The 14,496-nt window shown below is 71.8% G+C and carries 11 protein-coding genes; 9 read left to right on the top strand and 2 right to left on the bottom strand.

Translation table 11 applies throughout. The features are described 5' to 3' along the window. The first annotated feature begins 84 nt into the window (after positions 1 to 84). From glnII to OG746_RS29965, 3 genes are all read left to right on the top strand, one after another. Entirely contained in the window at positions 85 to 1,116 is a 1,032-nt protein-coding gene (glnII, locus tag OG746_RS29975) for a glutamine synthetase (protein WP_266720344.1), read from the top strand. A 129-nt stretch (positions 1,117 to 1,245) separates the two neighbouring features. Then, positions 1,246 to 1,749 (top strand): winged helix-turn-helix domain-containing protein, encoded by a 504-nt coding sequence (locus OG746_RS45665; RefSeq protein ID WP_443063072.1) that lies wholly within the window; start codon positions 1,246 to 1,248, stop codon positions 1,747 to 1,749. Between the two features lie 55 nt (positions 1,750 to 1,804). Further along, positions 1,805 to 3,319, top strand: a complete 1,515-nt coding sequence (locus tag OG746_RS29965; protein ID WP_266720342.1) for a DUF1996 domain-containing protein — start codon at positions 1,805 to 1,807, stop codon at positions 3,317 to 3,319. A gap of 61 nt (positions 3,320 to 3,380) precedes the next feature. Here OG746_RS29965 and OG746_RS29960 read toward each other — a convergent pair whose 3' ends face one another. Beyond that, a complete protein-coding gene (locus OG746_RS29960) occupies positions 3,381 to 3,815 on the bottom strand; it encodes a hypothetical protein (protein ID WP_266720340.1) in 435 nt (144 codons plus the stop codon). 72 nt (positions 3,816 to 3,887) lie between these two features. On the opposite strand from OG746_RS29960, the gene OG746_RS29955 reads away from it, so the two are divergent. The 6 genes from OG746_RS29955 to OG746_RS29930 all read left to right on the top strand — a co-directional run bounded on the left by OG746_RS29955 (position 3,888) and on the right by OG746_RS29930 (position 12,457). Further along, positions 3,888 to 7,016, top strand: coding sequence for an alpha-N-acetylglucosaminidase (locus tag OG746_RS29955; RefSeq protein WP_266720338.1), 3,129 nt, complete (start codon positions 3,888 to 3,890; stop codon positions 7,014 to 7,016). 54 nt (positions 7,017 to 7,070) lie between these two features. Continuing rightward, positions 7,071 to 7,577: a tetratricopeptide repeat protein gene (locus OG746_RS29950; protein WP_266720336.1), complete on the top strand. Its 507-nt coding sequence runs from the start codon at positions 7,071 to 7,073 to the stop codon at positions 7,575 to 7,577. A gap of 68 nt (positions 7,578 to 7,645) precedes the next feature. Beyond that, complete coding sequence (locus tag OG746_RS29945; RefSeq protein WP_266720334.1) at positions 7,646 to 9,565, top strand: hypothetical protein; 1,920 nt, start codon at positions 7,646 to 7,648, stop codon at positions 9,563 to 9,565. A gap of 110 nt (positions 9,566 to 9,675) precedes the next feature. Continuing rightward, positions 9,676 to 10,569, top strand: coding sequence for a metal-dependent hydrolase (locus OG746_RS29940; RefSeq protein ID WP_266720332.1), 894 nt, complete (start codon positions 9,676 to 9,678; stop codon positions 10,567 to 10,569). Continuing rightward, the gene (locus tag OG746_RS29935) at positions 10,566 to 11,645 is read left to right on the top strand and encodes a PDR/VanB family oxidoreductase (RefSeq protein ID WP_266720330.1); all 1,080 of its coding nucleotides are present in this window, start codon (positions 10,566 to 10,568) and stop codon (positions 11,643 to 11,645) included. Before OG746_RS29940 ends, OG746_RS29935 begins: the two co-directional genes overlap by 4 nt. Before the next feature lie 68 nt (positions 11,646 to 11,713). Further along, positions 11,714 to 12,457, top strand: a complete 744-nt coding sequence (locus OG746_RS29930; protein WP_266720328.1) for a TetR/AcrR family transcriptional regulator — start codon at positions 11,714 to 11,716, stop codon at positions 12,455 to 12,457. 1,462 nt (positions 12,458 to 13,919) lie between these two features. Here OG746_RS29930 and OG746_RS29925 read toward each other — a convergent pair. Then, positions 13,920 to 14,267, bottom strand: coding sequence for a 5-carboxymethyl-2-hydroxymuconate Delta-isomerase (locus OG746_RS29925; RefSeq protein ID WP_266720326.1), 348 nt, complete (start codon positions 14,265 to 14,267; stop codon positions 13,920 to 13,922). Positions 14,268 to 14,496: the final 229 nt, after the last annotated feature.

The raw sequence follows: 14,496 nt of genomic DNA, 5'->3' as shown, positions 1-14,496 counted from the left end.
TTCACAAACGAGCAACGGCCGAGAAACCCCCTGGTGACAGAGTTCCCGGCAGTTCGAGACCCGCGTGAATGAGGAAGTGGCCCCGTGACCTTCAAGGCTGAGTACATCTGGATCGACGGCACCCAGCCGACGGCCAAGCTCCGTTCGAAGACCAAGATAATCGGGGGTCAGCCGCAGGGCCTGGACACGCTTCCGGTCTGGGGCTTCGACGGCTCCTCCACCAACCAGGCCGAGGGCCACGCCTCCGACCTCGTGCTCCGCCCCGTCGCCCAGTACCCGGACCCGATCCGCGGCGGCGACGACATCCTCGTCATGTGCGAGGTCCTGAACATCGACATGACGCCGCACTACTCCAACACGCGTGCCGCACTCGCCGAGGTCGAGGAGAAGTTCGGCTCGCAGGAGCCGATCTTCGGCATCGAGCAGGAGTACACCTTCTTCGAGGGCGACCGCCCGCTCGGCTTCCCGGTCGGCGGCTTCCCCGCCGCGCAGGGCGGCTACTACTGCGGCGTCGGCGCGGACGAGATCTTCGGCCGTGACATCGTCGAGAAGCACCTCGAGCACTGCCTGGACGCCGGTCTCGCCATCTCCGGCATCAACGCCGAGGTCATGCCCGGCCAGTGGGAGTTCCAGGTCGGCCCCGTGGGTCCGCTCCAGGTCTCCGACGAGCTGTGGATCGCCCGCTGGCTGCTCTACCGCACCGCCGAGGACTTCAACGTCTCCGCGACCCTCGACCCCAAGCCGGTCAAGGGCGACTGGAACGGCGCGGGTGCGCACACCAACTTCTCCACGAAGGCGATGCGCGAGGGCTACGACGCGATCATCACCGCGTGCGAATCGCTCGGCGAGGGCTCCAAGCCACTCGACCACGTGAAGAACTACGGCGCCGGCATCGACGACCGCCTCACCGGTCTGCACGAGACCGCCCCGTGGGACGAGTACAAGTACGGCGTCTCCGACCGCGGCGCCTCGGTCCGCATCCCCTGGCAGGTCGAGCGGGACCGCAAGGGCTACATCGAGGACCGCCGCCCGAACGCCAACGTCGACCCGTACGTCGTGACGCGGCTGCTCGTCGACACCTGCTGCACCGCGCTCGACAAGGCCGGCCAGGTCTGACGGCGCCGGCCGGGTCCGAATCCGGCCATCCGCTTCGGGAGGGTGTCCACATTGTGTGGGCGCCCTCTCGTTCGCGTGACGCATCTGTTTCAATGAGGGCATGGCCAGTCTTTACCGGAACAGCAGCTCGTGGGGTCGTCGGCACGACCTCGAGCCGTTCTGGCCGTCCCGCCAGCACCACGACTTCGACCGTGTGTGTCGCCGCGTGAGGAACGCGCGGGCCCTCTAAAGCCGTTGCCCCGGCCGCCCCGGCCTTCGGCCCGCGCGCATGACGTACGTCCCGCTCCCCGACGTCCTCTCGCGCGAAAAGAGTTGACCATGGCTTCTGCCCTGCTGACCGACCCGCTCATCTCCGTCGACACCGCCTGCCGCACGGTGCACGTCGCGGGCCGCCAACTCGACCTCACCTACCTGGAGTTCGAGCTGCTCGCCCATCTCGTCGGGCACCCGCACCGCGTGCACACCCGCGACACCCTCGTCCACACCGTGTGGGGATACGGGCATGTGGGCGACGGCCGCACCGTCGACGTCCACGTCGCCCGGCTGCGCCGGAAGCTGGGTGCCGAGCACCGGGACACCATCCGTACGGTGCGCCGCGTCGGCTACAAGTACACGCCACCCACCGGCAGTTGAGGTGAATTCCGGGGGCCGATTGAACAGGGTCGGCCCCCGTTGCGTACGTAGTCCCATGGGACGCACCTCACGGAAACGGCGCTCAACGCTGGCGACGCGCATGACCATCGCGTCGGCCGCACTGCTCCTGGGCGGAGGTGGGCTGGTCGCGGTCAACGTGTACGCGTCGGCCCACGAGAACTCGGCCGACGGGCAGGACGCGGGCAGCGGGACGCAACAGACACAGCAGACGCAACAAGTGGCCACCATCGACTGTCCGGACGTCGGCGCACAGCTGTCCGACGTACCGGGCGGCGCCCGCGACAAGGTCGACGGTGAACTCGCCACCCTGGACACCCAGATCACGCAGGCCTACAAGCGGCTCTCCACGACGCGGGACGCGGCCGCGCGGGACCCGCGGTTCGTACAGAACAGCATCATGGAACCGCTGAAGAAGAACCGGGGCGCCATCCTCGAGCGCATCCGCCTGGAGATGGAGCGCCGCGGCGGACAGGCCCCCGACGGCATGAACGACATGGCCGAGTGCACGGCCCAGCCCCAGGAGGGCGAACAGCAGCCCCCGGACGGGCAGGGCGACGGCTCGGACCAGGGCGGCGGTGACCAGGCCGGAGGTGACCAGGGAGGCGACGACCAACAGCAGGGCAACGGCGGACAGGCCGGCAACGGCCCCTTGGCCGCCGACTTCGCCGACATCACCAAAGTCCAGCCCAACGTCCAGAAGCCCCAGAACGGCGACAACGCCTCCACCGGCACCTTCACGACCCGCTGCGGCGTGAACGACAACAAGAAGTTCAACACCGACAACATCATCGTGGCGCCCGGCGTGACCAACGGCGCACACCACCTGCACGACTACGTGGGCAACCAGGACAACGACGCCTTCTCCAGCAACGACGACCTGGCGAACGCCGACACCACCTGCCAGAACCAGGGCGACAAGTCGACGTACTACTGGCCGGTGCTGCGCCTTCAGGACGGCACGGAGGACTTCGACGCCGACAAGGACGGCGGCGGCAAGGAAGGCAACGTCGGCAAGGTCCTCCAGGCCCAGAAGGCGAGCATCAAGTTCGCCGGGAGCCCGCAGAGCGACGTCGTCGCGATGCCGAAGTTCCTGCGCATCATCACCGGTGACGCCAAGGCGTTCACCAACGGAACGGCGAACGCGAACGCGCACTGGAGCTGCACCGGCTTCGAGGACCGCCAGCTGACGGACAAGTACCCGCTGTGCCCCGACGGCAGCAAGGTGGTGCGCAGCTTCGCGTTCCAGAGCTGCTGGGACGGGCAGAACATCGACAGTGCCAACCATCGCACTCACGTGGCATTCGCCGACCAGGCCGGCAACTGCCCGCAGAATTTCAAGGCCATCCCGCAGCTGAAGATGCGCCTGGTGTACGACGTGCAGACGCCGACCATCGAGAACGGACAGGTGAAGAACCCGTTCGCCGTGGACGGCTTCCCCGAGCAGCTGCACAAGCCGATCACGGATCATGACGACTTCATCAACGTCTTCGACGACGCGACCATGCAGAAGGTCGTGGACTGCATCAACAAGGGCGATCGCTGCACCTGAGCGATCGCCCCACCCCGGCCGCTGCGCGGCCGGTTCAGCGGCGACCCTCGTACCCGGAGAGCTACCCCGCCTCGTGACCCCCACCACCACTACTCCCCGTGTGGTGCGAGGCGGGCTTCTCCAGGGTCCCGCCGAGCCGGCCGCGCAGCTTCGTGAGCTGTGCGGCGCCGCCGACCGCGATCCACTTGGGTCCGACGAGGTAGACGCCGCCGTAGTCGTTGGCCTGGTCGAACCACTGGGCCTGGCCCTTGTCGGTGGTGAAGGTGGCGAGGATGTAACGGCCGCCTCCCGCACCGCAGTTGGCCTGCCGGATGTCGGCCGCGTCGGTCTGGATGTCGGGGCGGCAGCCCGCCTCCTTCGCCAGGTGTTCCAGGCTTCCGGAGGCCGTACGGGGGATCTTCGGCGTGTCGCCCTTCGGGGCCCCGTCGGAGCCGCCCGCGCCGCATCCGGTCGCGGCCGCGAGCAGTACGGCCGCCGCCACCAGCATCTTCCTCATTGCGTTCTCCTGTCCCGTACGTTCCGTTGCTACCGTGCGCCGCACCAACCGCGACGCAAGGGGGGTACACGTATGTCCGCACCATCGCGACGCACTGTTCTCGGCACGACGGCCGCCATCGGCCTCGGCACGGCCCTGGGGGCCGGTGCCCCGGCCGCCCAGGCGGCTCCGCGGCCGACTGCCGCGGGGAAGGTGCCCGTTCTTGATACGGCTGAGGCGCGCGCGACACTCAACCGTCAACTGCCGCACCACGCGGACCAGTTCCGTCTCAGACTGATGGCCGCGAGCGGCACGGAGGACCGTTTCCGGGTGACCGGGACGCAGGGCCGCATCACGGTGTACGCGACGACCCCGGCGACGCTGCTCGCCGGGGTCCACTGTTTTCTGAAGTACGAGTGCGGGGCGCACATCGCCTGGAACGGCTCCCAGCTCGACCTGCCGGACCGCCTCCCGGCCCCCTCGAAAACGCTGGAGCGCAGCACCCCGCTCCCCCACCGCTTCGCGCTCAACGACACCAACGACGGCTATACGGCACCCTTCGCCGACTGGTCGTACTGGGAGCGCGAGATCGACATCCTCGCGCTGCACGGCTGCAACGAGGTGCTGGTCATCGCGGGCATGGAGGCCGTCTACCACCGCGTCCTGAAGGACTTCGGCTACAGCGACGAGGAGGCGCGGTCCTGGCTGCCCGCCCCGTCCCACCAGCCGTGGTGGCTGCTGCAGAACCTCTCCTCGTACGGTGGTCCGCTCTCGCCCGAACTCATCGAGCGGCGGGCCGAGTTGGGGCGAAGAATCGTCGACCGGCTGCGCGCGCTCGGCATGAGACCGGTGATGCCCGGCTACTACGGGCACGTGCCGAAGGAGTTCGTGGCGCGCAACGGCGGGGACGCGCACGTCGTGCCTCAAGGGGTGTGGCACGGCTTCGAGCGCCCCGACTGGCTCGACCCGCGCACCGCGTCCTTCGCCCAGGTGGCGGAGTCGTTCTACGGGCACCAGAAGGACCTGTTCGGTGAGATCGGCGCCTTCAAGATGGACCTGCTGCACGAGGGCGGCACGGCGGGTGATGTGCCGGTCCCGGACGCGGCGCGCGGTGTCGAGGCGGCGCTCCAGAAGAACCGGCCGGGGGCGACGTGGGTGATCCTCGGGTGGGAGGCGAACCCGCTGCCCGAGCTGATCGACGCGATCGACAAGAAGAAGATGCTGATCGTGGACGGGGTGTCCGACCGGTTCACCTCCGTCACGGACCGCGAGAAGGACTGGGGCGGCACCCCGTACACGTTCGGCACGATCCCCAACTTCGGTGGCCGTACGACGATCGGGGCCCGCGCGCACATCTGGGAGCAGAAGTTCTTCGCGTGGCGCGACAAGGCGAACAGCGCGCTGGCCGGTACGGCGTACATGCCGGAGGGCACCGACCGGGACCCGGCGGCGTTCGAGCTGTGGTCCGAACTCGCCTGGATGGACGGGAAGTTGGACCGGGCGGACTGGTTCGCCTCGTACGCCGACTTCCGCTACGGGCGCCGCGACAAGAGCGCCCGCGCCGCCTGGCAGGCACTCCACGACACGGCGTACCAGCACAAGGCGGTCGAGCGCTCGGACCCGCACGAATCGCTCTTCGCGGCCCGTCCCGACCTCTCGGCCGACCGCGCCTCCTACTTCGCGCCACGCGCCCTCACCTACGACCCGGGCCGCTTCGACGCGGCGCTCGCCGGACTCCTCGGTGTGGGCGGGAAGTTGCGGGGCAGCGCGGCCTACAAGTACGACCTGGTGGACGTGACGCGGCAGGCCCTCGCGCACCGCAGCCGCCAGCTCCTGCCGCAGCTGAAGGCGGCGTACGCGGACAAGGACCGCGCCACCTTCAAGGCGCTGTCGACGCTGTGGCTGAAGCTGATGCGGCTCTCGGACCACGTGACGGGCACCAACTCGGCGTTCCTGCTCGGCCCTTGGGTCCAGGACGCCCGCAACCTCGCCACGAACGACGCCGAGCGCGCCGAGTTCGAGCGCTGCGCGAAGGCGCTGATCACGGTGTGGGGCGACCGGGCCACGTCCGATCCGGGCAATCTCCACGAGTACGCCAACCGCGACTGGCAGGGCCTGATCGCCGACTTCTATCTGCCGCGCTGGCAGAAGTGGCTCGACGAGCTGTCCGACGCGCTGGCCGCGGGCCGGGAGCCCGCGAAGGTCGACTGGTTCGCGTTCGAGGAGCCGTGGACGCGCGAGCGCAAGGACTATCCGCTGCGGGCGTACGGAGATCCGTACCGGACGGCGTCGCAGGTCCGTGACGTCCTCGCGCGCGCCCCGTACCAGGGCTCCGTGACGGTCGCCGCCGAGCCGTCCGCCTTCCCGCCGGGCGGGCACGCGCGCGTGGTGGCCACGTTCCGCAATGTCAACGGGCTGCGTGCGACGGGCCGCGTCGACTTCGAGCTCAAGGGCATCGACGCCGAACCCACGGGCTCCACATCCCTGCCAGGCGTGGCACCGGCCGGAGAGGGCACGGTGACCTGGCAGGCGAGCGCGCCCGGCACCCCGCTCGACAAGCCGCTGCGCCCGCTCCCGTACACGATCGAGGTCCAGTACGGTCCGGCCGGCGAGAAGCGGGTCACCCACGTCCACAAGGGCACGCTGTTCGAGGCCGGGCCGCCGGCCGACATCTGGCGTACGTACAGCAACAACGCGGCGGTCTTCGGGCAGCTCGACGAGCGGTTCGCGATCGACGGCGGCGGCGCCGACCTGTGGAAGGGCACCGCGGAGTTCGGCGCGCTGTACCGCGCGAACGCGTTCAGGGACGGTTCGTCGGCCGTGGTGCGGGTGGACACGCAAGAGGTGACGGGCCCGTGGGCGCGCGCCGGGATCATGGTGAGCAACTCGATCGGCGGCTCGGGGGCCTTGGGCTTCGCGAACCTGTCGGTCACGCCCGCCAACGGCGTAGTCCTCTCCTACGACAGCAACGGGGACGGCACCCTCGACACGTACAAGCGGATCACCGGGATCAAGGCGCCGGTGCTGCTGCGGCTGTCCCGGGCGGGCGACTCGTACACCGGGGAGTGCTCGACGGACGACGGCGCCACGTGGCGGACGGTCGCGACCGTGCCGGCGCCGAAGCCCGCGGCCACGCAGGACGTGGGCATGTTCATGAGCGCGACGAACGGCGGGAACGGGACGCGGGGCACGGTGGAGTTCAGCGGGTGGAAGCTGAGCTGATCCGATCCACGTAACTCCGGTGACACCGGGGCGCCGCTGTGTGAGAGTGCCCCGGTGAGCACCGAGAGCAGTGACTGGGAAGAGCGGATCGCGGCCGCGTGGGCGACGATCGACACCTACGACGAGGCCGGCGCGGGCGAGTTCCGCGCGCTCATCGACGGGCTCGTCGCGGAGCTGCCGGCCGACAGTCCCGTCGCCCCGTTCGAGCGGGCCTCGGCCTTCGACTCGACCGGCCACTCCGACAAGGCGGTCCCGCTGTACCAGGAGGCGCTGCGCCTCGGCCTGAGCGGCTACCGGGGCCGCCGTACGAGGATTCAACTGGCCAGCTCACTGCGGAACATGGGGCGTCCGGAGGAGGGCGTCGCGCTGCTCGAACCGGAATTGACCGCTCCTGGCGACGAGTTGGACGACGCGGTGCGGGCGTGCCTGGCCCTGTGCCTGTCGAGTCTCGGCCGCGACAGGGAGGGCCTCGCCCTGGTGCTCGGCGCGCTGGCGCCCCATCTGCCCCGATACCAGCGGTCGATGGCGAACTACGCGAAGGCGCTGGTCGTGTCCGAATAGGCCCGTGCAGGGAGTGACGGCTGTGACCATCCCACGATTCGCTCGTTCAGCTGAACGTGCAGTCAAAGGTGCAGCAGCAATCAACGCCCCCGTCCGCAGCGCCGGCCGCCGTCATCGACGTCGAGCAGGCCGAGGCCGCCCTGGTCGAGCACTACCCACGACTGGTACGGCTCGCCTACCTCGTGCTGCCGCCGGGCCTCGGCCGCAACCGCCGCGTGCTGACCGCCCACTCGGTCGTCCAGCGGGCCCTCCCCCGCGGCCGCACCGCGGACGCGCCCGCGCCGATCCCGGCCCAGCGCGACTCCGCGGGCCGCACCGGCGACCCCGGCTTCGCCTACGTACGCCTGAAGGTGCTGCGCAGCGCCCTTGAGGCCGGGCTGCCGCTGCGGCGCACGGCCTGGCCCAAGCGGGCGCAACTGCCGCCGCTGCTGCCGCAGGTGTGGGGTCTCAGGCTGTTCCCGAAGTCGGGCGGCGCCGATGAACTCGCCCTGGATCAGCAGCTTTCCGCGCTGAGCGGCCCCGCCCGCGCGGCGTATGTGCTGCGCGGCCTGGAGCGTCTCGACGACGCCGCCGTCCGCGCGGTCCTCACCGAGGCGGGTTGCACGCAGGAGGACGCTGCCGCGGCCCTCGCCGAGGCGCGCGGCCTCGCGGCCGACGCCGGGTTCTGCACGGAGCTCCTGGAGTCCCCCGAGTTCGACCCGTGCTCCCTGCACGCGCGGCCCACCGATCTGATGCGGCGCCGCCAGCACCTGAAGGCGGCGATCGCGGCGGTCGCGGCGACCCTCGTGTGCGGGGCGCTGCTCGGGCTGCCGGGCGAGGGCTGGGCCCCGGACGGCGCGGCGGCCCCGCCGTACGCGAAGAACCCGGCGGGCCAGGCGGCCCTGAACCCGGCCAAGCTGCACAAGGTCGCGCCGGACACGTGGAAGACGTCGGCCCGCACCGACTTCTCGGTGTGGCCCGCGCGCGGCTCGCTCACCGGGGACAAGGAGCTGCTGCGCCGGGCGCTCGCCGTGTGGGCGCGGCCCGGCGGCTCCGTGAAGGTCTCGGCGACACCGGGCACCCCGGCGGGCGCACCGCCCGGACCGCCGCAGCTGCTGTACGCGGGCGAGCTCGACCAGGCCCGTGTGGTGCTGTTCTACGACGGGTTGCGCATCGTGCGCTACGCCGAGCCGAAGAACGGCACGAGCGGCGCCGCGCTCGACTTCGCGCGGGTCGACGGGGCGGCGGACGCGCAGTCGAGCGCCGTGGTGATGGACCGGGCCGACGGCAACGTCCGCTATCTGACCGCCCCTTGGGTGGCCGGGGCCGCCACCCGCGACCTCCTGAAGCCGTCCGCGGGGGCGCGGGCCCTGTCGCGTACGAAGGACGGCGTGACGGCGCCGTTCCCGAGCCCGGCGCTCGCGACGTCCTGCACGTCGTGGAACGCGCTCGCACTCACCGACTCGACCGGCACCCGGCTCACCACCGACCTCGGCGAGCTCGTCCCCGCGCACCTCACGTCCGGCAGCCCCGCCGAGCCCCGCGAGGCGCGGCCCGCGGACTGGGCGACGACCGCGTGCTCGCTCGCGGCGGCGCGCTCGCACGGGGTGCGCTCGGTCAACTCCTGGGCGTACGCGCGCCAGGCCCTGCCGGAGTCGAACGGGACGGCCGAGTGGTGGTGCACGCGGGCCGACACGTGGCGGGGCGGCGGGCCGCGCACCCTCGCGCTGTTCCGGGCGCCGGGGGCGGACGCGGCGGTCGTCGCGGCGAAGTCGCAGTCGTCACCCGCGTGCGGGTCGCGTGATCCGCAGGTGCTTGCGGGTGTGCGGTGGAAGTCGCGGGAGGGGGCGTGGTACCTGGTTGCCGCGGGCAGTGCGGGGGTGAACTCGGTGTCCGCGTCCGGGCGGTCGGCCTCCGGGCGGATGCTGGCGGTGCGGGTTGCGCGGGGCGCGGACGTGTCGTTGTCGGGGCGGACGGCTCGGGGGGCCAAGGTTCAGCCCTTGAGGTAGCTCACGTCGTGGGGCTCTGCCCCGGAGGCAGCGTCGCTTGCTGACGATCACGTAAAGAAAGTCGCGCACGAGGGGTGTCCACTCGCCCTACCCGTCAGTACATTGACGCCATGTCTAATACGCGCGTCCCGTTGAAGGCACGCCAGGTGTCGTTCGCCTGGGACAGGACCCCGTTGCACTGGTTGCCGGACGACCCGTTCAGCACGCACACCATCAACGTCCTGCACCTCCTGCTGCCGGCAGGCGAACGCTGGTTCGTGCACGTCTACAAGCAGGTGCTGCCGTACATCACGGACGAGCGGCTGCGTGAGGACGTCATCGGGTTCATCGGCCAGGAGGCCATGCACTCGCAGGCGCACGACGAGGTGCTGCCGCATCTGCGGGAGCAGGGGCTCGACCCGACGCCGTACACCGCCCAAGTCGACTGGTTCTTCGAGAAGTTGCTGGGCGACCGGACGCTGCCGCCTGGCAAGGCGCGGCAGTGGTGGCTGATGGAGCGGGTCGCGCTGATCGCGGCGATCGAGCACTACACGGCGTTCCTCGGCAACTGGGTACTGAACGCCGAGGAGCTGGACCGGCGCGGCGCCGACCCCACGATGCTGGACCTGCTGCGCTGGCACGGCGCGGAGGAGGTCGAGCACCGGGCGGTGGCCTTCGAGCTGTTCGAGCACCTCGACGGCAGCTACCGGCGCCGGGTGCGCACCTGGGCCACCGCCTTCACCGCGCTCGTCTTCCTGTGGCAGCGCGGCGCGCGGTTCTTCATGGAGAACGACCCGACGCTGCTCGACGGCAAGGCCACCTGGAAGGACTTCTACCGCAGCGGCAAGCGGGGGGTGCTGCCGACGCCCGGGGCCATGGCGCGGTCCATCCCCCGCTATTTGAGCCGGAGTTACCACCCCGACCAGGAGGGCGACACCGAGCAGGCCGTCGCCTATCTCGCCTCGTCACCCGCCGCGACCGCGGCCGAGGCCCGGGAGGCCGCACGACAGGGAGCCGCCCGATGAACGGCCGTACGCTGCGCAAGGCCGTGGTCGTCGCCGGAGCCGCGTACGTCGTGCGCCGGGCCATGCGGCGGCGCGTGCAGCGCTCGCCCCTGTGGCCGCTGCCCGCGCTGGAGGAGCCGACGTCGGGACGGCCGCGGGCCCGCGCGCTGAACCTGCTCGTCACGCGACACGAAGAGATCGCCGAGGGCGTCGTACAACTCCGCCTGGAGGGACGTGACTTGCCCGTATGGCGACCGGGCGCACACCTCGACCTCGTGCTCCCCTCCGGGCTCGTACGGCAGTACTCGCTGTGCGGCGATCCCGAGGACACGTCGTCGTACACCGTCGCCACGCGGATCGTCCCGGCGGACGAGGGCGGGCGCGGCGGGTCGAGCGAGGTGCACGAGCAGGTGCGGGACGGCATGGAGGTCGAGGTGCGCGGGCCGCGCAACCGCTTCCCGCTCGACGCGGAGGCGCCCGCGTACGTGTTCGTCGCGGGCGGCATCGGCATCACCCCGATCCTGCCGATGCTGCGGGAGGCCGCGGCGCGGGGCGCCGACTGGAGGCTGCTGTACGGGGGCAGGTCGCGGGCCTCGATGCCGTTCGTGGAGGACGTGGAGAAGCTGGGCGGCGAGGTCGCGGGCCGGGTCACGGTCGTGGCGGAGGACGAGGACGGGCGGCCCGACCTCGCCGCCGCGCTCGCGGACACCGCGCCCGGCACGGCCGTGTACTGCTGCGGACCCGAGGGCCTGATGGCGGCGGTGGAAGCCGCCCTCCCCGAGCACTGCACGCTGCACAGCGAACGGTTCACGCCACGCAATTCGGCCGAGGGCAACGGCCCGTTCGAGGTCGAGCTGCGGCGCAGCGGCAAAGTGGTGGACGTCTCCGCCGACACGACGGTGCTCGCGGCGATCCGCTCGGCGGTGCCCGCGATCGCGTACTCCTGCGAGCAGGGCTTCTGCGGAACGTGCCAACAGCGCGTCCTGGAAGGGGAGATCGAGCATCGCGACGAGTTGCTCACGGATGCCGAGCGCGCGGACTCGATGCTGATCTGCGTTTCGCGGGCCCGGGGCGAGCGTCTGGTTCTCGACCTCTAGTGCGGGAGGGCGGGGGCGGTGACCGGGGGGCGGTTGGCAGGCCGGAATCGCTCGGTAGAGTGTTCGGCATGACTACCGGGGTGCGGCGCAGGATGGGAGTCGAGGAGCGGCGGCAACAGTTGATCGGGGTCGCACTCGAACTGTTCAGCAACCGCTCCCCCGACGAGGTCTCCATCGACGAGATAGCGGCCGCCGCGGGCATTTCGCGGCCGCTGGTCTACCACTACTTCCCGGGCAAACTCAGCCTGTACGAGGCCGCGTTGAGGCGGGCGGCGCAGGATCTGGCCGAGCGGTTCGAGGAGCCGCAGGAGGGGCCGCTCGGGGCGCGGCTGCTGCGCGTGATGGGGCGCTACTTCGACTTCGTGGACGAGCACGGGCCGGGGTTCTCCGCGCTGATGCGGGGTGGTCCTGCCGTCCCCGCGGGCGGAGCCTGCTCAATGAGCACCGCGTCGGCGACGAACGCGCTGATCGACTCCGTCCGGCAGGCGGCGTACGTCCAGATCCTCGCGCATCTGCGGGTGGCGGCGCCCTCCGCGCGCCTCGAACTCGTCGTCCGCTCCTGGATCTCGCTCGCCGAGTCGACGGCGCTGATCTGGTTGGACGGGCGCCGTATCCCCCGGGCGGAGCTTCAGCTCCAGCTCGTCCACGACTTCGCGGCGCTGGCCGCGGTGAGCGCGGCGTACGACGAGGAGATGGCGGGCCTCCTCCGCCACATCCTCGCGGACGAGCCGGTGGACGGACCCTTCGCGGCCCTCATCACCCGCCTCGCGGCACTGGCGCCGTCCCCCGGGGTCCCCGCGGCGGCGGGCTGAGCCCCAACCTCATCGCGGCGCGGCATCGGGGTCTGACCGTGCCGTGGTCGGCGTCGTCCGTCCTGGGTGCGCGGCACCGGGGTCTGACCGTGCCGTGGTCGACGCCTCCTGTCCTGGGTGCGCGGCACCGGGGTCTGACCGTGCCGTGGTCGACGTCGTCCCCACCATTACGCGGCACCGGGGTCTCACCGTGCCGTAGTCGACGCCTCCCGTCCTGGGTGCGCGGCACCGGGTCTTGGGGCTTTGCCGGGGTGCGCCCTTGTGCTCAGCGCGCGGCACCGGTCCCTTTCCGGCTGTGCCGGTGCCCGCTCATCTCCCACCCGCCCGCCCCCTCCGGGGGCTTCGGCCGCCCGGGGCCCGGGCGCTGTGCCGGGGCGGGGCCCGTCGCAAGGGGTGCGCGGCACCGGGTCTTGGGGCATTGCCGGGGTGGGCGCCCCTGCGCTCGGCGCGCGGCATCGGTCCTTGTCCGGCTGCGCCGGTGCCCGGTCATCTCCCACCCGCCCGCCCCCTCCGGGGGCTTCGGCCGCCCGGGGCCGGGTCGCTCTGCCAGGGCGGGGCCCGTCGTAAGAGGTACGCGGCACCGGGTGCCGCCTTGCCCACCCTGCCGCCCCAGGCGGCAGATTGCCCAAGGCGGGGGCGGTGTCGGCCGCGACGGGTGGGGAGCTGTGCCTGCGGCGGATTGCCCAGGGCGGGACGGCCTCGACCGCAGCGGGTGCGGAGCCGTGCCTGCGGCGGATTGCCCAAGGCGGTGGCGGCCGACCGCAACAGGTGGGGGCCGTGCCGGGCGGCGGATTACCCAAGGCGGGTGCGGTCGACCGTCACGGGTGGGGAGCCAGGGTTGGCGTTACCCCAAGTCGGCGGGCGTCGACCGTAATCGGTGGGGAGCCGTGCTTGCGGCGGATTGCCCAAGGCGGTGGCGGCCGACCGCAACGGGTGGGGGCCGTGCCGGGCGGCAGATTACCCATGGCGCGTGCGGTCGACCGCAGTGGGGGGAGCCGTGGTGGGCGTTACCCAAGGCGGGCGGCGTCGACCGCAACGGGTGGGGAGTCGGGGTTGGCGTTACCCAAGGCGGGGCGGCGTCGACCGCAACGGGTGGGGAGCCGTGGCCGGCGCCGGATCGCCCAAGGCGTGGTGCGGCACCCCGTCGGGCCGACGCCCCCGGAGGGGGCGGGTGGGTGGGAGATGGGCGGGGGGGCCGGGCGATTGCCCGCGGGCGGGACAATGCGACCCCCCGCGGCGGGTGGGTATTTCCAGCCCCGCTCTTGGACGGGAGCCCGCGGGGTCCGGGGCGGAGCCCCGAGGCCGTAACGCCGGTTCGGCGCATTCAGCCCCGCCGGCGCTCAAGGCGCGGGGTCCAGCCAAGACCCCGGGCCCGTAACGCCGGTTCCGCACCATCAGCCCCGCCGGCGCTTGAGGCGCGGGGGCCGGGGCGGAGCCCCGTGGCGTAGGGGGAACTGCCGCGTCAGTCGGCGACGGCCGAGCGGTACGTCGGGTCCAAGTCCCGCACCTCGGCAGAGAGATGCACGCCCGCCGGCTCCTTGACGTGCGCCGGAAGCGCCGCCAGAACCGCCTCGGCGAGCGCCGTCTTCGCCTCCTCCGTACGCCCCGCCAACAGCGCGATCTCCACGTGCACGAGGGAAGCGGGACCGTCCCCGACCACCGTGGTCCCGACCTCGCGGAACCGCGTCTTGCACGCGGGGATGCGCGCAGCCACGATGTCGACGGCCGCCTGGTGCACGGCCGCGGCGAGCCCGGCCCGGTCGAGGCGGTCGTCGAGGTCCGCGGAGTGGTCGACGGTGATCTGCGGCATGGGGCCCTCCGAGGTGTCGTGGTGCGTGCGCACACGCGTGTCGGCGCCAACCTTCACCCGGAAGCGCCCGACCGCACAATCACGTCCCGCCCAGCGGACGCACCGCCGGACACCGCGGACCGCACCGCCGAACACCACGAAGCACGCCGCACCACCGAACACCCCGACACCCGGACACCGCGGACCGCACCGCACCGCCGGACACCACGGAGCACGCCGCACCGCCGGT

It is taken from the genome of Streptomyces sp. NBC_01016 (genome assembly GCF_026341035.1).
Classification (GTDB): domain Bacteria; phylum Actinomycetota; class Actinomycetes; order Streptomycetales; family Streptomycetaceae; genus Streptomyces.
The sequence above is the reverse complement of the archived record's forward strand: the minus strand, read 5'-3'. Positions and strand labels throughout refer to the sequence as shown.